Origin of the sequence: Klebsiella sp. K-Nf6 (assembly GCF_002806655.1) — a bacterium.
In the GTDB taxonomy this organism is placed as follows: Bacteria; Pseudomonadota; Gammaproteobacteria; order Enterobacterales; family Enterobacteriaceae; genus Klebsiella; species Klebsiella variicola.
In genome coordinates, this window is record NZ_PIBN01000001.1 from 85,230 (window position 1) to 109,232 (window position 24,003).

Consider the following 24,003-nt stretch of genomic DNA (forward strand, 5'->3'; position numbering starts at 1 on the left):
GTCACTGAAAGCGCGTGCCATGCAATTCAGCGTTTGAATAATATCGCGGAATAACAGAGGATAACCGCCTCGTACACGACGGTATCACCACCAGCAAGGAGGCTTAGCATGTCCGTGAAAACCAACGCTGTGCTCGTTTGCACCCTCTCTTTACTCCTTTCCGCCTGCTCGGGTCGTGCTTCTGCGCCGGGCAGCGCCGAAGACGCTAAAATATCGGCAGAAGTGGATAAGATGCTTCGCGATTATCAAACGGGTTCCGATACTTCACCCCAGGCCAATGCCTCACGCTATCTGGCGCGGATCCAGGCGGCTATCTTCGCTAACATAGACCAGCCGGCCTCCTGGCAAGGGCAAAAATGCTCGGTGCGCTTTATGCTGCAGCGTGACGGGACGGTGCAGGATCCAACGGTCGAGAACGGCGATCGGCCATTCTGCACGCAGGTGATGTCTGCGCTGAAAAAAGCCAACATCCCGCCCGCGCCGGACGAAAAAACCTATCAAACATTCAGTCATGTCGTGCTGGACGTGAAGCCCTGAGACGTGTCTTAGCATATTCTCGCAGCGGCCATTTGGCCCCTGGGCCATTTTCAGAACGCCACATAGCCGCCGAAATAGTAGCGTTGCTCTCTTAGCATCGCCTGCCGGGTGAGATCAGACCATAAATCGCTCTGAGGTGTTTGTTAAATCTACGGCTATTTACTCCAGAGCTGAGATTAATGCCAGGGTAAGTGGTTCTTCTTCAAATCATCCTGAATGCGAGTTTTTAGAGAGTTGATAAGCATCGCGAGAAGCTTATTTCTGATAAAAGGCAATGCTAGAAACCATGCTAAAAAACCCGAGAATTTTACCGTCCTTATGGACGCACTCAAGGCAACCCTGAGACGTTTATCCGCCTTCTCCATCAGTTGGTCAATATCTATTGATATCGTCGGCCACGCAGGCAAAGGTTCTTCCTGCTGAACGGCCTCGACTAGCGGAATGATCGGATACTCACCTTTACCTGTTGGGGTATGAGTATCGCCTGCAACAAACAAAGGATTCTCCGACTTAAGTGAGAAATGTTCCCGCAAAAACTGCTGACAATTCCGCCTCCCTAGCATGTAATCGTGGTGGCGATATTCTTCACTTAGAAAACCGCCAAACCCACCCAACGAGCCGCTGGCCATCGCGTTTTCAGTTGATACAGGATTGTTAGAATCCACCGAACGAACCGGAGAAATCAGGAAACGGCTGTAAACCTCATCATCCATCGCCAGCGCCAGGTCGTCGGGATTAAACCTGAGTTGCTGATAGGCGGTCATGAAGATACCTTTGACGCTGCTAACCAGCGTGAGTGGTTCGGACCTGACCTCCCTGTCGGAGATCGCTGTTTTCGGAAAAGGATCCATCAGGATTGTCGCCCTGTTGGCCTTTCTCCCGTCACGTGGATTGCTACAGGCAAGCCCCGCCATTTCCTTTCTGGCAAGCTCCATCGGTTCGTTGTCAAGGATGCCACCATCAGCGATGTACTCATTAATAGTGACTGGCAAAGGCGAAGGCCAGTGTGGCTTCAACTGTCGAACTTTAATATTTGGCTCTCCGGGGGCGGTGGTTATCACAAAACGGTAGTTCAGCGCATTTGGATCGCGTTTTTCCAACCGCGGAGCTAACGCTAACGGAAACGCCCCGGAAGCAAGAGCGGCATTGCCTAATTCAACCCAACTGGCCACCTGAGTCCTTTTGATATATGAAGGATCAAGAGGAATATCGTCCGGTCTGCGTTTAAAGATAGTCTGCCCTTTATAGTTTACCGAAAAACTGGCCCAGGTTCTGTGCAGAACCATCGACTGGCCTGCATCAGCATTCCCCTTGATCGAAAAATAGTAGGGGCTTCCTTGTAAGCTGGTTTGAGTGAAGATAAAACGAACTCGATCATGCAGGTAGGGACGATCGATAGGTACTGAAGCGTAATTCAGAGCTTTGTTAGCGATGGCCTGCAATACATTGCAATTAAGCAACGAAGTTACCACACCACTCTGTTCAATATCATCGGTGGTCAACAGCTTAGAAATATCAATATCTTTGACCCAACCGGTGTAAAACGGATTGTTCAGTGAAGCCGGATCCATACCCGGTCGAAGGTGAGGGAAATCATATTGTAGCGCTCCTGCGGCAATTGCCGCATTCATACTCCCTGCTGATGCACCGGCAATAACCCGAATGCGCACTTTATGATGAGGCACATTTTTATTTCCTTTAGCCTTCTCTTTTTCCCATGCATCCAGCGTCTCAAACAAAAAATCGAGAGCTCCGGCTGTATGGTTACCCGCAGAAATTGCCCCGGCCATCACCAGAGCAATTTCAAACACGTTGTTTTCCGGTTGCGGTTCCTCAATCTGATAAGGAACTGTACCGTCCTGAGGATTGTTATCCGGAATGTAATATCTATCATCATCTCTCAACATTGCATTGTATCCCCGTATTAGATTTTATCCGCCCGGTTCTTTAGGAGCGCAATAACACCCTGGCCATCTTTAATAAAACCGTTGCTGTCAAGCTCATATTCCTGCAGGCTGACGCCGAAAGAGACGGTATTGCCCACATTTCCGCCCATCACGCGCACCACGCTGTCGCGGGCTTCAACGACGATATCGGAGTGGCTGTTATAACTGGCATGATTCTCAGCGTAATAGAAGGTGAATTTATTACCCTGCCGATTACGTTGAATAATATCGCCTAACGCGGGTTTTTGTTCGTTAATGGCATATCCCCAGAATGGTTTATTTGCCTGCTGAGTATATCTGGCCTTAATGGCGTTATTGACGAAGACAGAATGACTGGAGGAAAACATAAAGTTTTCATATTTTTTTCCGGCCTGATGTACGACCCAGGAAATAAAAGCTGCAGACCACGGCACATCTTCACCATTAGCATCTCGGCTGCGCCCGTCATAGGGTTGCCCAATCGCCGCCCACATTTCACGAACATAACGGTAGAAAGGCGCCTGCTTTTCATCGCCTTTACCTTTATCAAAGCGCCGCCATTCTACAATGGCGGCCTGGATCAGCACTTCCACCTGAGTACTCGCCGGTTCGCGCAGATATTTACCGAAGACCACGCCTTTGTCGCTGCCGATCACAACATCCCGCCAGCCCGAGACCGTACTTTCACCTTTATCCTGCAGCGCCTCACCCAGGGTCAGTTCGCGAAGGATGGTGCCATTGGGCTTATTTCGCAGGTGCAGTCCATCGGTCGCGACAATGCGGTTTGTGGACGACGTGGCAACAGAAAACGGATTTAGTACGGCAAGCGATGGGATCAGCGTCAGCGCGCCATTACCCACTACACTGCCTTTTCCCTTCTCATCCAGGGTGAATGCGCCCAGCTGCGACGGGCTCAGACGAAGAATATTGCGGTCATAGCCTACCTTGCTCGCCGCATGTTTTTGCTCTGGCGGTACCTGAAGCAGCGCCCATTTGTTGCTATAAAAGAATGCCTGGGTGCCCAGAAAGGCGCGAGACATCGACAGCCACGGGATGGATATCAGTTTTTCTTCCAAAAGCTTGGACAGCACAGCCCCGCTACCATAGGCACCAATCGCAAAGGCCGTACCTATGGTCTGCTGCACTGCTTGAAAGTAGTCGAGGATCGGCCCGTCAATTTCCCTGACGCTACAATCCATATCAACCGAAAAGAGAATTGTGCTGCCCAGATTCGCGGGCTGGCCTATCGCCGCTGCAAATTTCAGCGCGCTTTTCGCATGGATCTGCCCTGCAGCAGCTGAAAAGCGGGAAATGTCGTTGCCGTGATCCTGAAAGATGGGAAGCAGGGAAAGCCCCTGAGCGGAAAGGAATTGAGCTTCCTCTTTAGTCAGTGTTTTTTCATTGGTGCTGTCAGAGGCATAGTAGCGAATAACGGTCGAGACCGTATTTTTCTTCAGATATTCAATAAATACGGCCTGCTTTGCCGACAGGCGAACGTTCACATCTACGGCGGACCAGCCGCTGGCTTGTCCAAAATCATCTTTATATGACATAGACCACCCATGCAAATTAATAAGTCTGCTATTAAAAAGCTACGTATCGGAAGGAAGTGATGCAAAAAGCATCAGCTGAATATCTGGAATAGCATAGTCAATAATTAAAACTTCACCCAATAACCCGAAGAGGCTCCGGGCCGGTATTTATAATATAAATGCCTGGAGCGATGGCAAACAGACGTTTTTTGACGATCAGCGAGGAATGATTCAATAGTAACAGGCTGGAGCAAGCCTGTTTTTTTTCCATTCTTCAGGATCATGGCCGGGTATGAATACCGCATGATATCGCTCGGTTAGCTGACGCAACTTGCGCACTGACTGAGCGACATCAGTAGCTGACGTCATTAGTCCCGGGAGCGCCTTCTCATGGTAATGATCTAAGGTATAAGCCGCATCAATCGCTAGCGTAAAATTTGTACCACCCGGTAAGCGGATAAGAAAAGATTGATGGCCCGGTGAATGCCCTGGGGTGAAAATACATTGTAACGTGCCATCACCGTAAAGGTCATAGTGATCATCAGACAACCCGTTCAGAAATAGCCAGTTAAGTTGGGGACGATCGAAATCGCGTCGGCAATAGGCTCCTGACGTAAACCAGTCAGGGGCAAAGGCATATTCATACTCTTGCCTCTGAACAACATGCGTAGCATGGGGGAAGCGACCAATCGCTCCCGTATGATCCGAGTGCAAATGGGACAGGACCACATAGCGGATATCCTCAGGGGCAATGCCAATCCTCTTAAGTTGTTCTACGCAAGCCTGTTCTTCTGACATCACCGGTTTAAACTGCTCTACAGCACTTCCCCAATAACCGCTGGGATCTTTCAATCCTTCGACAGCCAGACCGCCGTCAATCAGGGCAAAACCATCCGGATGGGTCAGCAGAAACCAGGGGACAGGGATCTCATAATGCTCTCCCACGCCCTGATTCATCCGGATATGCTGATATCGACAATGCTGTGTTCCTGACTGGAACATAAAAAGCTTGATCTCTGACATGATTATTTTCCAACAATAAATCAATTAAATAGATTGAAATTTAGCCTGACTCAGCCTTGAGTCTGGATTTTTCATCATTTCGCAGGAAAGCAGTAGATGCCTGCCCCCACTTACATTTATCGGTAAAGCCAATATAATTGGTGAATGGATCTCTTCTCAGCAATGCGCATATTTATCAGGGTGGTTGAACGGGGCAGCATGTCGGCTGCAGCCCGCGATCTCGGCATTGGCCAGCCCGCCGTGAGTGAAAGAATAGAAAAACTGGAAGCTCATCTTGGGACACGTTTGCTTAGGCGCAACACGCGTAACATGTCTCTAACACACAGCGGTAACGTGTTTTATGAGCGAAGCAAAACGGCCATTCAGGCAGCAGAGCATGCTCTTTCTGTGAATGAGGAAAATCAGGGGCTGCAAGGCAAAATCCGTATTGCCGCGCCCTATTCCGCCGGAGAAAGCCTGCTGATGCCTGCATTGTTGCAGCTTCAGAACGAGCATCCGGAGCTGCAGGTCGATGTCATTTTTAACGACCGCGTCATCGATCCCGTCACCGAGGGGGTCGATTTATCACTGAGGTTAGGTAATATCTCCGAAGGCTTTTTTGTCGCACGTCCGCTTGGCGCCGTGCGTAGAGTGTTACTGGCCTCTCCGGCTCTGCTGGCAAAAATGGGCCATCCTGACTCGCCGGAAGCGCTGACAGATTATCCATTTGCGGCTGTTTCCGGTGTATTCGCCAGTAATCGCATTCAATTGATCGCTTTCGAAGATCAACTCATTAATGTTCCCGTCAATATTCAATTTCAGTCCACGCACTGGCGCAGTGTCCTCTCCTGGTTATTAGCGGGACATGCCATTGGTGTTTTGCAAAGTCCGGTTTGCAGAAAAGAAATGGAAGACGGCGCGCTCATCCCCCTCTTAAGCCACTATCCGATCCCGCCATTTAGTGCCTGGTTGCTCCATCCACCGGCTGGGATGATGTCGTATGAAACGCGAATTTGTGCCCCTCTGCTGGAGGGGTATCTCAAAGGTTTGTTGCTTGAGCCGGCCGGCTGAACGGGACAGCGCCTCCCTGGCGCGCTGATGATGGTCTCTTGTTAACGATTCAATCTCTGATGCATGAAATCAATAAGCGCTCTTGTTTTTGCCGGCAAGTAACGCCGATCTGAATACAGGGCGAACAATTGCAAGGGGGCTGCCGATTGTTCAAATTCAATCTCGATTAACCTCCCATCATCAATATAGGACTGGCAGGCTTGTTTCGACAGGATGGCAAAACCGACACCTGAGATGGCCGCTCGCCCTGCCATCTCTCCGCTGTTGACCCGATAACGACCGTTAACCTTAATCGTCTCGAATCCGCCCTTTTTATTCACAAACTGCCAGGGAGCGCCTTTAAGCGCATTCACCGTTGTAATACAGGGTAATTCTTCAAATTGCTGTATACGAGAAGGCGTGCCATAACGCTGGATGACGGAGGGGGCCGCAACGATGGTGCAAGGGATCGTCACCAGATGACGGGCGATGTAGTCACTGTCATCCATCTGACCACGGCTAACAATGATAGCTAAATCCAGGTCATCTCGCAGGGATTCATAACCCGACAAATTTGTGACGCAACTTATCTCCAGATCCGGATGCTGACAGGCGAAATCAGCAACAACAGAGCCCAGCAGTGCAGGACCGATTTCATTGGGAATACAGATACGTAATGGCCCCTTGAATTGCATTTGTCGCAACGTTAATTCGGTTTCAGTTTGCTCAAGTGCTTCCAGTAATGGCTTCGCCCGGGTATAGAGTAGATGCCCCGCCTGTGTGAGTTTCATATGTCGGGTACTGCGTTCAATGAGCTGAAGATTCAGTTTGTCTTCTAACTGAGAAATGCAACGGCTCACATTTGATGTCGGCATTTCCAGGGCTTTCGCTGCCCCCACAAAACTGTCTCTTTCCACCACAGCAATGAAGATTTTCAGCGCATTAAAGTCAAGAACTGACCGCATCAACTATCCCACATATGATAATAATGAGTGCCATTTTTACCATCTAATCGACAAGTTTGATAGCAGTTAAGCTAGGATATCTTTCATCCACAGGTCGCTTGCTATGCCACTGGTCACCACAACATTTAATCAAAAGACGCTCATTCGGATTGCAATGGTAATCGCTTTTGTCCAGTTTACTAATGCGCTGGAATATATGATGTTCAGCCCTGTTTTTACATTTATGGCTGCAGATTTCGCTGTTCCCGTCACCTTCTCAGGCTATGTATCCGGTATGTACACATCTGGGGCCGTCCTGTCGGGAATTATCGCCTTTTACTGGATTGATCGTTGCAATAAGAAACGTTTTTTAATCGCTAATATGGTACTGCTAGCCATGGCGACACTGTTGACGACATTGACCACCAGTTTTCCTCTTCTTCTTACATTGCGCTTCTTAGCAGGACTGGTTGGCGGTACGACAATGGCTGTGGGGATCACTATTTTGATAAACCACACACCGGCTGACTTGCGCGGAAAAATGTTGGCGACGGTGATTGCGTCATTTTCGATGGTCAGCATTGTGGGGATGCCCGCTGTGTTATTTTTGTGTACTCATTACGGTTGGCATGTCGCGTTGTGGTTAATCTGCACACTGTGTTGGTTGGCATTGCCACTGATCGTCTCCATCATCCCTCAGGATCCCGTCACTTTCGACACATCCCACGCGCTGCCCCTCGATGTAGATACTTTACTGTTTGCTTCCGGTAATGCGCTGGTACAGTTTAGCCCAATGCTGATCATTCCTGTTCTGGCGCCATTAATGACGCAGCTGTTGGGGGCTTCTCAAGGTCTGCTGCCCTGGTTGTTCTTCGGCGGGGGGCTGGCAGGGTATCTGTCTACCAGAATGACAGGCGCATTAACCTCTCGTTTTTCTGCTTTGAGTGTGGCGACCGGGTCGACCCTCGTTTTTATCCTGAGCCTACTGATACCCCTCATGGGCTATCCGCATCCGGCGCTATTTATTACGTTATTTCTCGGCGCAGCTTACAGTCGTCTGGTGTCATCGTCGGCGGTGACGATTCAGTTTCCTGATAACAACCAACGAGCGGGATTCTCTTCATTACAGACATCCATGATGTATCTGATGACAACTGCCGCATTTTTCCTGTCTGCTTTTTTGTTACCTGACCATCGCATGGCGCTACAAAATATGGACACGCTGTTGGCGGTATGTGCAATTACCGCATCAGGAACCCCAATTATTGTCATCATTTTGCAAAAGAAACTGGCTAAGCGTACGTTCGAGCCCGATCGTTACAGCACTGAGTAGTACTCCACGGGTTGCTCATTTTTTAAGACAAAAACAGGGGCATACGCCCCTGCTTGACTATCGGCGGCTCATGGCCAGCTTCGCGGCAAATACCAGAAACAGGCAGCCGGTTGTCCGATCCATCCATTTCACCACAGCTGGTTTTTTGAGGATGCCGGCGGCATAGCGAGTGGCAGAAATCAGCGTTAATGACCACAGCGTCCCAATCAATACATGGATGGTGACCAGGAGAAAGGTCCAGCTGATGGGTGAATGCCCGGCGGGGATAAACTGGGGCAAAAACGAAACGTAGAAGACACCCATTTTGGGATTAAGCGCATTCCCCAACATCCCACGCAGGAACCAGTTACTTGTGGAATTGGATTCGGCCGGGTGGGTGTTAAATTGCTGGCGTGGGCGCAGGAGCAACTGGATGCCCAGCCAACAAAGGTATCCTGCTCCGCACCATTTCAATAAGGTATAAGCCAACTCAGAAACCGCCAGTAGCGCACCTAAACCAAAGGCCACCAGCGCACCCCAGATAAAGCATCCAAGATCAATGCCTAACGCGGCATGCAAGGCTTTGCGTCCACCTTCAGCGGTCGCCGTGCGGAGAATAAGAGCAGTATCAAGACCTGGCGTCAGGGTAAGCAGTGTAGCAGCGAGGGTGTAAGCAAGAAGTGAATCAGTGACGAGCATTTCCTGTCTCCGAAAGAGATAAGGCTACTGAAGCGTTCACATTTTTGCAACAACAATGTTCACCCTGCTCCACTTTTACCCAGGCGTCTACCTGACGCAACTCAGCCCATAACTAAGGACCCCTCGGTTATGGGCTGATTTGCAGGACTAGCTCAACGCCATTGATAAAATAATACAGGGGTAAGTTAGCTCACTTTAATATCATCAAGGTCGATATCCTCTTCTTCGTGATCATGAGTAACCAGCACATCACGCGGAATATCTTTTTTGATGACAGCATAAACCGTGGCGGTAACAACAATATTCACCAGCAGGGCCATAATGCCAGCCATCGGGTGTGACATGGTGGGGATCATCAGTACCCCACCAAAAGGCACCGTGGCATCTGCACCATACACCATGGTGACTGCGCCACCGCACGCGCCACCGATGGCCGCGGCGGCGATACCGCGGACGATATCGTTCATGACGATCGGGATAGAGCCTTCAACGATATTAACAATCCCCATTGGAACCGCCGATTTTAAGGTTTCCACTTCTTCACTGTTATAGATGTTCTTACGCAGAAGCTTAGCAATGAAGAAAGCCAGGCCGAAACCAATAGGCGTTGCGGTGTTAACTAACTGAAGCGCGGTAATCGGCTCATTTATTCCCTGCGCCTGCAGCGTGAGAACGAAGGCAAAGCATGTCTTATTAAGCGGGCCGCCAAAGTCAACAATACACAGAGCGCCTATCACTGCTCCCAACACAAGATTTGATGACGTGCCCATACTTCTCAGGAAAGATGTCAGCGCTTCCGTAAAGATACCGATAGGCGTACCAATGATATAGACCATAATCAGGCAGCTGATAATGGAGGCAAAAAAGGGCACGATCAACGTTGGCATCAAACCGCGAGCCCAGTCAGGCACCTTGACGTTTTTAATGATCGCCAGCGCGATATAGCCGGCAATGTAGCCACCGATCATCCCGCCGATAAAGCCTGCGCTGATGGTGTTCGCCGCCAGCCCGACAACAAATCCTGGTGCGATGCCCGGCTTGCCAGCAATCGAGCCGGAAATCCCCACCGCAATGACTACCGGCAACAGCCCAAGCGCCTTAGCGCCCAGAGTGGCCATCGCCTGCCATAAATCAAATTGCCCCAGCGTTAACGTGTCCTGCACCGTTCCACCAAGCCCCATACCGATGGCAATAATAAACCCAGCACCACAGACAATGGGGATCAGAAATGAGATAGCGGTCAGCAGATGTCCTTTAGGATTTGCTGCTTGCCATATTTGTTTTAGAGACATAAATTACGCCCTTAAGTATAGAATCAGCAGGCCGAAATAAAATTATGAATTGACTATTTCACTGAGTTTTTCAATCAGCTTATTGGGGGATTTCACTGCCGTTTCCGTGGCGACTTTGACCACTTTCTTACCCGCAAACCGTTCTTCTCCCGTCACTTTAACATCCGCGGCAAGCAGAACAATATCTGCCATGGCAATCTCATCAGCGGTTAACTGATTCTCAATGCCGATGGTCCCTTGGGTCTCGATTTTAACGTTATGACCGGCTTTTTTGGCGGCTGTTTCAATTTTCTTTTGAGCAATATAGGTGTGTGCAATCCCCACCGTACAGGCGGTAACTCCGACAATATTCATCACGATTCTCCGTTAATTCATTTAATAAGATATAAAAGAATGTTAACAACTACATATTACGCATCGGTGCTTTCAGTTTCAGAATTGAAAAGCGCAATGATTTTATGTGGATCAGATTCAGCCAGTAATTTAGCGATAATGTCTTCGTCGGCCAGTGACCCGGACACTTGCGCTAACAGGCGAATATGAGTGGCATTTTGATCCACCAGGCAAACCGCAAATAAAATAATACAGCGAACATCGCTGCCATCCATGGTCTCCCAGGGAATAGTATGTTGCGTGCGTCCGATAGCTAATGCGGTACGGGAAACACCGGAAGATTTGCCATGCGGGATCGCAATATGATTTTCAAAACCGGTAGAGCCTTGCTCCTCACGTAACCAGACATCACGAATAAAGTCCTCCTTATTAGTCACCGCACCATCCTGTACCAGTAAATCGGTGAGTTCTTCTATCACCTCTTCTTTCGTTCTGGCGGTCATATTTAACTTGATGTTTTTAACATTAAGCACTGTCGAAATATCCATAATTCACCCGCATTCATATAGAGTGGTCGTTGAATAACAGACCAGGCATCGCTGGCGTGATGCAGGTCTTTTAATTTTTTTATATGCTGTGGTTCGTAAAAAAATTAATTAGGCAGCGACGGTTTCACGCTGGAAAATCTCGATCATTCTGTCCCATGCCTGGCTGACATCCTCATGGAGAGAAAACAGACCCGATGTCCCTACGATAAAGACATCCACGCCGGATTCGGCAATCTGGCCAAACGTTTTTGCATTGCAGGAGCCATCAATTTCCGTCAGATAGTGATAGCCATTGTTTTTGCGCATACTGATGAGCTTTCGTATCTTGTTCAGCGACTCAGGAATAAACTTTTGTCCGGCATAGCCCGGATCAACTGACATGACCGTGACTTTATCCAACAGGTGCGCATATTCAGCAATACTTTCAGCCGGTGTCGCCGGGTTCAACACCACCCCGCATTGTTTGCCCGCATCCTTGATCTGATTCAGCAGGCGGAATATTTTGTTATTCGCCGTCTCGGGATGAAAGCTGATGATATCGGCGCCGGACTCGAGACACATGGGAATGATATCTTCCGGATGATTCACCATCAGATGAACATCGATGGGAACGGTAGTGATTTTTTTCAGGTTCTCAATAAAAAAGGGAGACAGCGTGATATTGCGGACGTAATTACCATCCATTATATCGACATGATAAAAATCCGCTCTTTTATTCATTGCCGTGATCTGTTCTTTGAACAGCGTTAAATCCATGCACATCAGTGAGGGTGAAAATTTCGCGCTCATAAGCCACCTCCGATAATAAATAGTTAGTTAAACATTGCGATAATATGCCCCAGAACGATGCCGACAACGCCAAAGTCTGCATCGCCAAAGGTTGTAGAACCCAGGCCCATGTCTCCCATCATTGGCAAAAGGATGGCCGGCAGGAACGAAATGAGCAGGCCGTGGGCAAATGCCCCCACCACTGCCCCGCGACGTCCGCCAGTGATGTTGCCGTAAACGCCAGCCGTTGCCCCGCAGAAGAAATGAGGAACCAGCCCTGGAACGATGACGCTCAATCCGAAAAGCGGGCAGAGAAACATGCTGACCAGGCCCGCGACAAAGCTTGCGAGAAACCCGACGATGACGGCATTGGGAGCAAAGGGAAACACCGTAGGGCAGTCGAGCGCCGGCTTCGCATCTTTCACTAATTTGTCTGCAATACCTTTAAACGCTGGCACAATCTCGGCAATCACCATCCGCACACCGGCGAGGATGATATAAACCCCCGCAGCAAAAGTGAGGGACTGAATAATGGCGAAGATAATAAAATTCTGACCGGCACTCAGTGTCTCCTCGACAAAGGTTTTGCCCGCGACGACCACCAGCACAAGGAACAGAATCATCATGGTGAGAGAGATGGCCACCGACGAGTCGCGAAGAAAATTGAGTGACTTAGGCACTTTAATTTCTTCAATCGAGGGGCTACCTTTCCCGACGACTTTGCCCACCAGCGCGGAAAGCAGATAACCAATAGAGCCAAAATGGCCGAGAGCCAGATCGTCGGTATTGGTAATTTTACGGGTAAACGGCTGCAAGATCGCCGGAGAGATCACCATCATCGCGCCGAGAATCACCGCCCCGATGGCCACCACCCAACCACCCGACAAGCCCCCGACTGACAAGATCACCGCCAGCATCGCTGCCATATAGAGCGTATGGTGGCCCGTTAAAAAGATGTACTTTAATGGCGTCAGACGCGCCAGGGCGATATTGATCAACATGCCCAACACCATGATTGTGGCGGTTTCCGTGCCATAATTCTTCTGCGCCAGCGCGGCCATCGCGTCGGTGTTAGGGACGACCCCCTGAATATGAAATGAATGTTCAAACAGCTGGCTAAAAATGGTTAATGTATAGGCAATGATACCGGCGCCTGCCGTTAAAATAACAAAGCCCATGATGGTTTTCAGTGTTCCTGAAATAACATCTGAAATTCCTTTTTTTTGCAACAGCAGACCGATCAGAGAAAACAATCCAACCAGAATCGCTGGTGTCCCTAACACATCATAAATAAGGAAATGAAGCATATTAAACTCCACGGTTCAGAAAGCCGTTGCTTAAATGTGTTCTGCTAAAATCTCTTTGATTTTATTGTTGTCGAGTAAATTACTTAATCCAACAACCTTTGCGGAATGATCAACTAAATGTTCGGCAATATCGTTGGCGCTCAGAATAAGGTCCGCCGTTTCGCTTTTCGCTGACGTCAGGTCGGTATGCGCGACTTCAGCCTCTTTATTCATTTCGGCAAGGATTTTTTTGACATTCATTTCAACGATAAAGCTGCTGCCTAAACCATTGCCGCAGACGATGAGTACTTTTTTCATTCTCTTTTCCTTCAGTCAATAACAGCCTGAATTGCCTTAATATCATCGGCTTTTAACAATCGTTCTAGCTTTTGCTGATCGCTAAAGAGTTCTGCCAGTTCACCGATCATCGTGATATGTTCATTCCCGGAACGAGCGCATAACATAATAACCACGTATACCGGGTCGTTCTCCGTTGAGCCAAATGATATGCCCTCTTTAATATGAAGGAGCGATAATCCATTCCTCAATGCACCTTGTTCAGGGCGGGCATGGGGCATTGCTAATCCCGGGGCTAATAGATAATAAGGCCCAAGTTCTTCATGGCTTTTCAAAATCGCCTCAATATAGTGCTCTGCCATATACCCCTGCGCCAGCAAAGGTTCTGCTGAGAGTCGAACGGCATTTTTCCAGTTATCTATTGAGTTAATGACATTAATTTTATCCGGGGTTAACCAGTCTCTAATCATATGCACTCCCGAGGGGTCCCATGTGCTGAACTATAAACAGCTAAATAAAATGCAACTGTGATACACCTCCCAAAGTTAGCGCTAACAAGCAAAAATGTTAAAAAATGCGTTACCGCTAACACTGGTTATAATGTGCTTTCCCCCTCGCTGTGGTAAGTTATAATGTGTATCAACGATTTACTTTTGTTACTTTTTATTTTTCAAACGGTTGGTGATCCTGGTGAAGAGTCTAGACGCAGACAATAGCCCGAAAGAAAAACGTCGTAAGGGAACTGGGAAGATAACCCTGACCGAAGTGGCTGAGTTTGTCGGCGTGAGCGCCATGACCGTCTCGCGTGCGCTGAGAATGCCTGAAAAAGTCAACCCTGACCTTCGCGACCGTATTGATGCGGCAGTAAGCCAACTCGGCTATGTCCCCAATCTCCAGGCGCGTAATCTGGCGTCGGTCCATTCCGATCTCATTCTGGCCGTCGTCCCCACCTTCTCTTCACCAGGTTTTTTGCCGGTGTCGGAGGCGTTACAAAAGATCCTGACTGAACGCGGCTATACCATGATGTTTATGGAATCCGGTCATGACGGACAAAGCGAACAAAAAACGTTTGAAAAAATGCTCGCCTATAACCCGGCAGCGATTATTCAGTTTAATATCGACACCATTGAGAGCTGTACCCAGCTGCTGGCCAACGTAGATGTGCCTATCCTGGAAATTGGCGCGTTAAATACGCAGTCTGTTGGCATGTGCATCGGTGTGGATTACGGTAAGGCTGTGAAACAGATCGTGACCCACCTGGCGGACGCCTCATTAAAAAATATCGCGTTACTGTGTACCCCGGCCAACAATACAATGTTTCGCCAGCTCCTGAGCGGCTGGAATACGGCGATGCTGGCCCTTAACCGTTCTCCGCATCGGGTAGTGACCACTCATTTGCCTTCCACCATTGCCACAGGGGTGAATATTTTCAAGGATATGATGATCACCTGGGGCGATCTGGATGCGCTAATTTGCACATCGGATGAAATGGCGTGTGGATGCATGATGGCCTGCCACAGCGCCGGGATCAAAGTGCCCAATACCGTAGCCATTGCGAGTTTAGGCGGCGGGGTATTATCGACAGTCTGTTCCCCTGCCCTGACAACCGTTGAATTTCCCTGGCATGACATTGGGGTGAAGGCCGGGAAAGCGCTTCTCGACCTGCTCAACGATAAGCCTTGTGAAAAGTTTATTGAAATTCCGTCAGTACTCAAAGTCCGGGCCAGTACCGCGGTATAACCGCCATCCGTGGCTTGCTCTATCGGCCCCCCCGTTTATCGCTTCAACTCGTCCTGCCACAGCGGGGATGACGCCAGCTGCTGGCATACCGCGTCGATAAATACCCGGGTCTTGGCGGGAACCAGCGTGCCGGGCGGCATCAGGGCATAAACGCTGACCCGCGCCGCGCTGCGCCAGTCGGGCAGCACGCGGACCAGTTCCCCGCGCTGCAGGGCCTGATTAACCATCCACCCCGGCAGCAGTGCGATCCCGGTTGCGCGAATGACCGCCGTCAGCAGCGCTTCACTGATATTGGTGGTGAGGGGGCCGGCTGGCGTCACCTGGATATGCTCCCGACCATTCTCGAGGATCCAGTAGGGCCAGTCCGGATGGCTGGTAAAGCCAAGACACCGATGGGCCGCCAGTTGCTCAGGATGAGTCGGTTCACCGTAGCGTTGCAGATAGGCCGGCGAAGCAATCAGCTGGCTGCGAAATGCCCCCAGCTCGCGCCCGGTTAAAGTACTGTCCCGCACGTTTCCCAGGCGGATCACCGCATCAAACCCCTCCGCGACAATATCGACCCGTCGATCGAGAAAATGGGCATCAAGGCGAATATCCGGATACGCCTGCAGGAAATCAGGAAACATCGGGGCAATCAGCTCCCGGCCAAAGGTCACCGGCAGCGAGACCCGCAACGTTCCCTGCGGGGTGGCAGCAAAGTCCCCGACTTCCCGGCTGGCGGCGCTGAGCTCATCCAGCGCCGTGCGGGCGCGCTGCAAAAACCAGGTTCCGGCTTCAGTCAGCGTTACGCTGCGGGTGGTACGCACCAGCAACCGGACGCCCAGTTTTTTCTCAAGGTGGCTGACCCGGCGGGAAATCACCGATGCATCCCGCTCCAGCCTGAGGCTGGCCCCGATAAAACTCCCTGCCTCAGCCACACAGACAAACGCCATCAGCTCATCAAAATCATCGAACATGATTCCTGCACCCTACACATTAATCATTTGCAAATAAGGCTGATTATCAGCGATCTTTTCGGCTATTAACATAGCGGCTCTTCAACTTACAGTGAGAGAAGCCTATGAAAACGTTTTTGAGTATTGGGTCCGGTCCTGGTATGGGAATGGCGACCGCCTCACGGTTTGCCGGTGAGGGATTCCGGGTGGTGCTGTCCTCTCGCAATAAAAGCAATGTGGCGGCACAGGCCGACCAGCTGAGAGCGGCAGGATTTGCCGCGGAAGGCCGCGTGGCGGACGCCAGCGATATCACCAGTATCGTGGAACTCATTCGCGAGGTAGAGGTGGAAACCGGCGGCGTGGATGTGCTGCATTTCAACGCCGCGGCCATGCATGACGGTAATCTGGAGACCCAGTCGGTGGCAGGTTTCATCGAGGATCTCACCACCAATATTGGCGCGGTATATGCCGCCATCAAAGCGGTCTCTCCGCGGATGGCCGCGCGTGGAGAAGGCGCGATCCTGCTGACTGGCGGCATGTTTGCCACTCAGCCCCACCCGGAGTATCTGACGTTGAGCGTCGGCAAAGCCGGGCTGCTTAACCTGACGCATGGCCTTTTCCCGGTATTGAAAGCGCAGAATATTCATCTTTCCATCGTGACGGTGGGGGCCTACGTCACGCCGGGCTCCGCCGAAGCCCGGGACATTGCCGATCTGTTCTGGCAGCAATACCGCCAGCCATCCGCGCAATGGACAGCGGAAGCGTTTTATCCCGCCCCACACCATCAGTAACCTTCCCCGGCCGTCGCCTGGCGTCCGGGAGCCATCGCCCGGACGTGTGGGAAAAAACGTCATCCATCGCTTGCTTTCCCTGTCACCTCGGATCAGGATACGACGATATTCATGGAGGCTATGTGATGAAATATTTTATCGGTATGGCGGTGACGTTATTGTTGAGCACGCCGGTGCTGGCGGCGGGCGAGCTTGAGATTAACCAGTCTCCCCTGACGCTGGTGCTGAGCGACCAGAATCAGGCACGGGTCTCTTCCTGTGCCGATTTCATTGCGCTGCGTAAAGCGGGAGAGACCGTCGATGCGCTGCCCGGACTTTCCGACCCGGATGGCCGCGCGGCGGAAGCGGCGTTATTCTCCTGCTGGCTACAGGCCTACACCATCGATCACACGTTATTCCCCACTGCCGCGCCGAAACCAACCCTGGCTGACGTGGTTCAGCACTTTCCTGCCAGCGCGGCGTTTATCGTCAGCGATGACGAAAAGCAGGACGTCGCCAAAAACTTTGTGGGGAAAACCATCGCCGACTATACCCCGGACCTGAAAGCCAGAGACGATCGTCTGGAATCAGCGACCAGCGCCAGCGGTTATGTGCTGGATGAGTATTATGCGTTTACCGATAAGCAAGGGCACCAGCTCAACATTGTCGCTCTGGTGGGCTACGCCATCGGCGGCACGGCGAGCGTAAAAAGCTACTATCGCATCGATGACACGCACGCCCGCGTCTGGAGCGTCACCCTGCTCGATGAGAACAGCCCGCTATAAGCGAGGGTTCCCTCTGCGGCGATCCCGCAGAGGGTGTTCCGTTTACCTGGCCAGCCACTGACGCCAGCCGCCCCAGGCGGTGATCTCCGTGGCATCCCCCAGCCCGGCGGCTTCGCAGATAAAACCCGTCACCCAGCGGCCATCGGCCAGCTCAACCTGTCCCAGCCCCAGCGGCGCGGGAATAGCGGCCAGCAGTGACCCCACCTCGGCGCTGGGTATCTCCCACACTTCCAACGCTATCGCGGCCCCGTCGCGCTCGTCACGCACCATCGCCGGGCGCTTGCCATCCGCGAGGGCGTACAAACGATAGCGTGGCGCGCTGTGGGTCGCCTGCAGCAACCGGCCGCCCCGCGTCAGCAATTGACCGTTTAATGGCAGACCGGCCAGATGCGCACCGCATACCGCCAGGGCCATCCGGTCATGGCCTGCGGGATGCGCAGGCGGCGGGCTTTCCAGCCGCGCGCCGCCAGCCAACGGCAGCCGCTCCGCGCGCTGGAAGGCGTCGGCCAGGCTCAGCAAATACTGATCGGTAAAGGCCCGGCCAAACAGCGTGACGCCGGAGGGCAATCCGTCAGGCATAAACCCGCATGGCACACTCACCGCCGCATAGTCCAGCAGGTTCATAAAGTTGGTGTAGTAGCCCAGATCGGCGTTGCGGGCGATCGGCTCCGCCGCCAGCTCGTCGAGCGTCACCGGGCGCGGAAAGGTGGGCGTCAGCACGCAGTCCAGCGTATCAAGGATGGCATCGCACTGCGCTTTATACCCCTGCAGCTGATACATCGCCTTAAAGGTCGCCGTCGCGTCGATATCAGGCGCTTTCGCCAGCACGTCGCGAATCACCGGCAGCACGGCATCCGGCTGCTGCTCAATCAGCGGTCCGGCCACCGCATAGCGTTCAGCAACCCACGGTCCGTCATACAGCAGGCGGGCGGCGGCCAGAAATGGCGCGAAATCGATCGCTACCGGCACGCCGCCGAGCGCCGTCAGCCGCTGCACGGCCTGGGTGAACAACGCTTCGCTGGCGCGGCAACCGAGGAAGTTCAGCGCCTGCGGGACGCCAAAGCGAAACCCGGCGGACGGCCTGCCAAAGGCCTGCCGGCTGTTCCACTGAGGATTGCGGCGGCTGTAGCTATCCTGCGGATCGGTCCGGGCAACCAGCGCCAGCAGCTGGCTGGCCTCGTCGGCGGTAGCGCTGAAAAAGGTCACACAGTCCAGCGTGCGACAGGCAGGGACGACCCCGGCGGTGGAGATCAACCCTTTCGTCGCTTTCAGCCCCACCAGGTTATTCAGCCCGGCCGGAACGCGACCGCTGCCAGCGGTGTCGGTCCCCAGCGCGAAGCTGGCGACACCCAGGGCTACCGTCAGCGCGGAGCCGGCGCTGGAGCCACCGGAGGGGTAAGCCGGGTGATACGCGTTGCGGCAATGTCCGTACGGCGAACGGGTTCCGTTCAGGCCGGTGGCAAACTGATCGAGATTGGTTTTGCCCACCGGCACCGCTCCCAGCGCAATCAGCTGCGCGACAATGGTCGCGCTTTGCGTCGGTCGGTATGCAAACGCCGGGCAGGCAGCGGTCGTGACGATCTCCGCAAGGTCAATATTGTCTTTGATCGCGAACGGCACGCCGTACAGCGGAAGCGTGTCTGGCGAATGGCCTTCCAGCGCCGCGAGAAACGGCGCCTGCTCCGCTTCGCTCAGGAGATGGATAAACAGATTAAATTCGGGATTCAGCGTTTCCGCCCGCTGGCGGATCGCCGCCAACAGCGCCCGCGGGGTGGTGTTGCCGTTACGATAGTTCGCCGCCAGAGTCGCCAAGCGTAAATCAAACGTCTGCTGCATCATGCCTTCTCCTCAATAATCACTGCCACCCGTTGCCCGGCACGCACCGCGCTGCCTGGCTGCACATTGACCTGCTGAACCCTGCCATCGCACGGCGCCAGCAGCGGGATCTCCATTTTCATCGACTCAAGCACCACCAGCACATCACCGGCGCGTACCTGGCGGCCCACCGCGGTCTGTACCTGCCACAGATTACCGGATACCGGGCTTTCCACCCCCTGCTCGCCCGGCTGCAGCGGCGCATCGCCCGCTTCTTCTGCGGCGCTCTCCTGGCTGTCGAAATGGGCCTGGCCGCTGGCGATCCAGCGATCGCGTTCGGCGTTAAACGCCCGCTGCTGATGGTCGCGAAACGCGTCAATGCTCTGCGCCTCGCGAGCGAGAAATTGCTGGTATTCCGCCAGCCGCAGCGTGCTGTGTTCGATGCGCAGCGGATAGCGACCGAGCGGGAAATCGCGGCGAATCTCCAGCAGTTCATCGGCCGAAACCGGATAGAAACGCAGCTGGTCGAAAAAGCGCAGCAGCCAAGGCTTGCCGGCAAAATCGGCCACCTCGTGATAGCGATTCCACATCTGCAGAGTGCGGCCCACAAACTGATAGCCGCCCGGACCTTCCATGCCGTAGACGCACAGATACGCCCCGCCGATGCCCACCGAGTTTTCCGCCGTCCAGGTTCGCGCCGGGTTGTACTTGGTGGTGACCAGCCGATGGCGCGGATCAAGAGGCGTGGCCACTGGCGCGCCGAGATAGACATCGCCGAGGCCCATCACCAGATAGCTGGCGTCAAACACCGTGTTCCATACGGCCTGCTCATCCGGCAGATCGTTTATCCGGCGAATAAACTCGAGGTTGCCTGGACACCACGGGGCGTCCGGGCGGACGGTGGTCATATATTTGTCGATCGCCTTGCGGCAGGCCGGATCGTCCCAGGAAAGCGGGAGATGCACGACCCGCGTTGGAACCTGCAGATCGTCGCTCATGCAAACCGTGGTCCACTCCCCGCTGACCCACGCCAGCAGGGTCTCCAGCGCCAGCGTTTCCGGCTGGAAATGCAGCTGCAGCGAGCGGATCCCCGGCGTGATATCGATGATCCCTTCCCGGGCTTGCCCTTCAAGGGCCTGCATCAGGGCATGGATGCGAAAGCGCAGCACCAGATCCAGCTCCGCCTCACCGGCCTCCAGCAGCAGATGGGTATCGCCGGAGAGGCGCGCCACCAGGCGTTTGTCGGCGTCACCGCAGGTCATCACCACCGGCGAGGTGAGCGGCACAGGCTGCCAGGCAACGTCCTGTGCCTGCAGGGTCGCCAGCTCCGCGCGACGACCTGCCGCCAGCCGCCGGGCGGTGGAGACGTCCACCGCCACAAAGCGCACTTTATCCCCCGCCTTAAGCTGGCCCAGTTGCCAGAGATCGGCTTCGATAACCGTGACCGGGCAGACGAAGCCTCCGAGGCTTGGGCCATCCGGCCCGAGGATCACCGGCATATCGCCGGTAAAATCCACGGCCCCCACGGCATAGGGGTTGTCATGAATATTCGACGGATGCAGCCCGGCTTCGCCGCCGCTGTCACGGGTCCAGACCGGCTTGGGCCCGATCAGGCGCACGCCGGTGCGGCTGGAGTTAAAATGCACTTCCCAGTCGGTGGCAAAAAAGGTCGCCATATACGCCGGGGCAAAGAACTCCGGCGCGCCGTGGGGACCATAAATTACCCGCAGCGTACGGACGTCCGTCAGCGCGGTGCGCAGCCCTGCGGGAAGCGCCGCGCCTTCCCCTGCCTCAGCCAAAGGCGCAAGATGCAGCACGTCGCCAGCGCGTAGCGCCCGTCCGCCGTGGCCGCCAAACTGGCCGAGGGTAAAGGTGCTTTTACTGCCCAGGTAGTCCGGCACCTGAATACCGCCGCGCAGGCAGAGATAGCTTCTGACGCCTGGTCCGCTTATCGCCCCCAGCCTGAGGGTCGCCCCCGCCGGAATAGTGAATACGCGATCCATGTCCTGCCCGGCGCCATCAAGCGTCACGGCCAGCGGCGCACCGCAGACCACCGCCTGTACGGCGGTATTAAATTTCAGGGTGGGTCCGCTAAGGGTGATCTCCAGCGCGGCGTCGCCCTCGGCATTGCCCAGCAGACGGTTGCCCAGGCGCAGCGCCCGGTCATCCATCGGGCCCGAGGGCGGTACGCCCACCGCCCAGTACCCCAGACGTCCCGGATAGTCCTGGACGCTGGTCTGGGTACCGGCGCTCAGAACCTCCACGGTATCGGCCCGGTAGCGCAACTGCTCCAGGCAGCGGGTCCAGGGTTCTCCGGCGGTAAATGGCGCAAAGCCGAGGATCTGCTGCAGGTATAAGCGGTTGGTTTCAACGCCATACAGGCGGGTCTCCGCCAGGGCCTGCGCCAGGCCGGCGATTGCCTCATCGCGGCTGGGGCGCCAGACGATAGCTTTCGCCAGCAGCGGGTCGAAAAACGGCGGCACTTCACATCCGGCTTCCACCCAGCGGTCGATGCGCAGCGTGGCGCCGTCCGCTGGCGGAAACCAGACGTCGGTTAACAGTCCAGGCGAAGGCTGAAACTGGCGGCCAGGATCTTCGGCGTAAATTCGCGCCTGAATAGCATGGCCCCGGGGCTGTAGCCCGGCGGCCAGCTCGCTCAGCGGCGGTAAATCCCCTGCCGCCAGGGCGATCATCCAGCGCACCAGGTCCACGCCCCACACCTGCTCTGTGACGCCGTGCTCCACCTGCAGGCGGGTATTGACCTCGAGGAAATAGAAGCGCTGCGCCGCACTGTCGTAGACAAACTCCACCGTCCCGGCGCTACGGTAGTTCACCGCTTTCCCGAGGGCAATGGCCGCGCTACACAGCGCCTGCGCCATCCCTTCCGGCAGATTCGGCGCCGGGGTCTCTTCAATCACTTTCTGGTTACGCCGCTGCAGCGAGCAGTCGCGCACGCCGAGGGCGATAACCTCCCCCTCACCGTCGCCGAAGATCTGCACCTCCAGGTGACGGGCGCGTTCGATATATTTTTCGAGAAACACCCCGGCATCGCTGAAGTTGTTTTGCCCCAGCCGCTGCACCGTCGAAAATGCCTCGCTCAGTTCGCGGGCGTCGCGGCAGACGCGCATGCCAATTCCCCCGCCACCCGCCGTACTCTTGAGCATCACCGGGTAGCCCACCGCCTCGGCCGCCCGGCAGGCTTCCTCGCTGTCGGCCAGCAGTTCACTGCCTTCCAGCAGCGGCACGCCCTCCGCTTTCGCCAGCGCGCGAGCGGTATGTTTCAGGCCAAAGGTACGCAGCTGTTGTGGGGTCGGGCCTACAAACGCCAGTCCCGCCGCCTCACAGGCTTCGGCGAAGGCGGCGTTTTCCGACAGAAAGCCGTAACCGGGATGGATAGCGCGGGCGCCGCTCTGCAGCGCGGCGGCAATGATCTTCTCTACCACCAGATAAGTTTGCGCTGCCGGGCCCTCGCCAAGGCTGAGCGCTTCATCCGCTTCACGGACGTGCAGACTGCTCAGGTCGGCTTCGGCGTAAACGGCAACCCCCTTCACCTGCATGGCGCGCAGGGTACGTAAAATGCGGCAGGCTATCGCCCCGCGGTTGGCAATCAGTAAGGTATCAAACATAAGCGGAACTCACAGCGTAGCGGGTCGTCCCGCAACAATTCGTCTTTCCCTGAGGTCGTCCCCGGGGGAACCGGCGCTTAAACGTGGCGCGTCGGCGTGTGATTCAGGCGGTCGGCGCGAACGGCGAACAGCCGAAAGGCCAGCAAACGCCAGCGCTGCCAGCGGGTCAGTTCCATACCAGCACCTCGGCGGGGGTCGGGTTCCAGCCATTGCAGGGATTGTTGAGCTGCGGACAGTTAGAGATCAGCACCATGGCGTTACACTCCGCGCGCAGTTCAACGTATTTTCCCGCCGCCGAGATGCCATCCGCAAAGGTCAGACCGCCCTCCGGCGTCACCGGCACGTTCATAAAGAAGTTAATGTTGGCGCCGATATCGCGCTTATGCAGGCGGCCATCGTGCAGACAGGCGCAGAGAAAATTGTCCCGGCAGCTGTGCATATAGCGCTTGTCGAGGGCGTAGCGCACGGTGTTGCTCTCCTGGGCGCAAGCGCCTCCGAGGGTATCGTGCCGCCCGCAGGTATCGGCCACGATGGTCATCAGCGGATGGCCGAGGTTGGAATAGAGCACGCTGCCGGCGGTCAGGTAGGCGTTCCCCTGGCGACGCAGCGTGCGCTGAGCATCGTAGCGCTCGCGCGGGTTGTCGGCGTTGTAAAACAGGGTATCAATCGCCTGATTGCCTTCGAGATCGAGCAGGCGCAGGGTTTGCCCTTTTTTAACCTCAAACAGCCAGGGTTCCCCGGCCGGGATCACATGGCGATAGACGGCCTCTTCCGGGCGTCGGTTACTGGTGATAACGGTCATGAACG

22 protein-coding genes are annotated in these 24,003 nt (G+C 54.3%); 6 read left to right on the forward strand and 16 right to left on the reverse strand.

Translation table 11 applies throughout. The features are described 5' to 3' along the window. Positions 1-108: 108 nt before the first annotated feature. Positions 109-537, forward strand: a complete 429-nt coding sequence (locus tag CWM61_RS00435; RefSeq protein WP_074385839.1) for a cell envelope integrity protein TolA — start codon at positions 109-111, stop codon at positions 535-537. Between the two features lie 176 nt (positions 538-713). Here CWM61_RS00435 and CWM61_RS00440 read toward each other — a convergent pair whose 3' ends face one another. From CWM61_RS00440 to ahlK, 3 genes are all read right to left on the reverse strand, one after another. Further along, the gene (locus tag CWM61_RS00440; RefSeq protein WP_100630450.1) at positions 714-2,444 is read right to left on the reverse strand and encodes a patatin-like phospholipase family protein; all 1,731 of its coding nucleotides are present in this window, start codon (positions 2,442-2,444) and stop codon (positions 714-716) included. A gap of 17 nt (positions 2,445-2,461) precedes the next feature. Next, positions 2,462-4,015, reverse strand: coding sequence for a DUF2272 domain-containing protein (locus CWM61_RS00445; RefSeq protein ID WP_100630452.1), 1,554 nt, complete (start codon positions 4,013-4,015; stop codon positions 2,462-2,464). A 210-nt stretch (positions 4,016-4,225) separates the two neighbouring features. After that, positions 4,226-5,020, reverse strand: coding sequence for an N-acyl homoserine lactonase AhlK (ahlK, locus tag CWM61_RS00450; RefSeq protein WP_165784127.1), 795 nt, complete (start codon positions 5,018-5,020; stop codon positions 4,226-4,228). Positions 5,021-5,179: 159 nt separating this feature from the next. On the opposite strand from ahlK, the gene CWM61_RS00455 reads away from it, so the two are divergent. After that, complete coding sequence (locus CWM61_RS00455) at positions 5,180-6,067, forward strand: LysR family transcriptional regulator (RefSeq protein ID WP_100630456.1); 888 nt, start codon at positions 5,180-5,182, stop codon at positions 6,065-6,067. Positions 6,068-6,108: 41 nt separating this feature from the next. Here CWM61_RS00455 and CWM61_RS00460 read toward each other — a convergent pair whose 3' ends face one another. Continuing rightward, positions 6,109-7,011 (reverse strand): LysR family transcriptional regulator, encoded by a 903-nt coding sequence (locus CWM61_RS00460; RefSeq protein ID WP_100630458.1) that lies wholly within the window; start codon positions 7,009-7,011, stop codon positions 6,109-6,111. A 103-nt stretch (positions 7,012-7,114) separates the two neighbouring features. Between CWM61_RS00460 and CWM61_RS00465 the strand changes: the two genes are divergently transcribed. Next, positions 7,115-8,323, forward strand: coding sequence for an MFS transporter (locus CWM61_RS00465; RefSeq protein ID WP_100630460.1), 1,209 nt, complete (start codon positions 7,115-7,117; stop codon positions 8,321-8,323). 57 nt (positions 8,324-8,380) lie between these two features. On the opposite strand, the gene CWM61_RS00470 is transcribed toward CWM61_RS00465, so the two are convergent. From CWM61_RS00470 to CWM61_RS00505, 8 genes are all read right to left on the reverse strand, one after another. Beyond that, entirely contained in the window at positions 8,381-9,001 is a 621-nt protein-coding gene (locus tag CWM61_RS00470; RefSeq protein WP_100630462.1) for a LysE family translocator, read from the reverse strand. A gap of 185 nt (positions 9,002-9,186) precedes the next feature. Beyond that, a complete protein-coding gene (locus tag CWM61_RS00475; protein WP_100630464.1) occupies positions 9,187-10,293 on the reverse strand; it encodes a PTS fructose transporter subunit IIC in 1,107 nt (368 codons plus the stop codon). Between the two features lie 42 nt (positions 10,294-10,335). Further along, positions 10,336-10,647 (reverse strand): PTS fructose transporter subunit IIB, encoded by a 312-nt coding sequence (locus CWM61_RS00480; protein ID WP_004179922.1) that lies wholly within the window; start codon positions 10,645-10,647, stop codon positions 10,336-10,338. Positions 10,648-10,703: 56 nt separating this feature from the next. After that, positions 10,704-11,174, reverse strand: a complete 471-nt coding sequence (locus CWM61_RS00485; protein WP_100630466.1) for a PTS sugar transporter subunit IIA — start codon at positions 11,172-11,174, stop codon at positions 10,704-10,706. Positions 11,175-11,282: 108 nt separating this feature from the next. Then, complete coding sequence (alsE, locus tag CWM61_RS00490; RefSeq protein WP_074385833.1) at positions 11,283-11,963, reverse strand: D-allulose 6-phosphate 3-epimerase; 681 nt, start codon at positions 11,961-11,963, stop codon at positions 11,283-11,285. A 23-nt stretch (positions 11,964-11,986) separates the two neighbouring features. Then, complete coding sequence (locus CWM61_RS00495) at positions 11,987-13,249, reverse strand: PTS ascorbate transporter subunit IIC (RefSeq protein WP_012968204.1); 1,263 nt, start codon at positions 13,247-13,249, stop codon at positions 11,987-11,989. Between the two features lie 30 nt (positions 13,250-13,279). Continuing rightward, positions 13,280-13,546, reverse strand: coding sequence for a PTS sugar transporter subunit IIB (locus tag CWM61_RS00500; RefSeq protein ID WP_074385832.1), 267 nt, complete (start codon positions 13,544-13,546; stop codon positions 13,280-13,282). Positions 13,547-13,557: 11 nt separating this feature from the next. Beyond that, the gene (locus CWM61_RS00505; RefSeq protein WP_032733050.1) at positions 13,558-13,995 is read right to left on the reverse strand and encodes a PTS sugar transporter subunit IIA; all 438 of its coding nucleotides are present in this window, start codon (positions 13,993-13,995) and stop codon (positions 13,558-13,560) included. Positions 13,996-14,212: 217 nt separating this feature from the next. Here CWM61_RS00505 and CWM61_RS00510 point away from each other — a divergent pair, with 217 nt between their 5' ends. Beyond that, positions 14,213-15,265, forward strand: a complete 1,053-nt coding sequence (locus CWM61_RS00510; RefSeq protein ID WP_032730998.1) for a LacI family DNA-binding transcriptional regulator — start codon at positions 14,213-14,215, stop codon at positions 15,263-15,265. Between the two features lie 35 nt (positions 15,266-15,300). On the opposite strand, the gene CWM61_RS00515 is transcribed toward CWM61_RS00510, so the two are convergent. Continuing rightward, the gene (locus tag CWM61_RS00515; protein WP_074385831.1) at positions 15,301-16,221 is read right to left on the reverse strand and encodes a LysR family transcriptional regulator; all 921 of its coding nucleotides are present in this window, start codon (positions 16,219-16,221) and stop codon (positions 15,301-15,303) included. A gap of 104 nt (positions 16,222-16,325) precedes the next feature. On the opposite strand from CWM61_RS00515, the gene CWM61_RS00520 reads away from it, so the two are divergent. Then, the gene (locus tag CWM61_RS00520) at positions 16,326-16,991 is read left to right on the forward strand and encodes an SDR family NAD(P)-dependent oxidoreductase (RefSeq protein WP_074385830.1); all 666 of its coding nucleotides are present in this window, start codon (positions 16,326-16,328) and stop codon (positions 16,989-16,991) included. Between the two features lie 125 nt (positions 16,992-17,116). Further along, positions 17,117-17,755, forward strand: coding sequence for a hypothetical protein (locus CWM61_RS00525; protein WP_100630467.1), 639 nt, complete (start codon positions 17,117-17,119; stop codon positions 17,753-17,755). Positions 17,756-17,797: 42 nt separating this feature from the next. Here CWM61_RS00525 and atzF read toward each other — a convergent pair whose 3' ends face one another. From atzF to CWM61_RS00540, 3 genes are all read right to left on the reverse strand, one after another. Next, a complete protein-coding gene (atzF, locus tag CWM61_RS00530; RefSeq protein WP_100630469.1) occupies positions 17,798-19,594 on the reverse strand; it encodes an allophanate hydrolase in 1,797 nt (598 codons plus the stop codon). Continuing rightward, positions 19,591-23,196 (reverse strand): urea carboxylase, encoded by a 3,606-nt coding sequence (gene uca, locus CWM61_RS00535; protein ID WP_100630470.1) that lies wholly within the window; start codon positions 23,194-23,196, stop codon positions 19,591-19,593. The genes atzF and uca overlap by 4 nt, the downstream gene beginning before the upstream one ends. A 166-nt stretch (positions 23,197-23,362) precedes the next feature. Beyond that, on the reverse strand, positions 23,363-23,998 hold the full coding sequence (locus CWM61_RS00540; protein WP_008804848.1) for an urea amidolyase associated protein UAAP2: 636 nt from the start codon (positions 23,996-23,998) through the stop codon (positions 23,363-23,365). Positions 23,999-24,003: the final 5 nt, after the last annotated feature.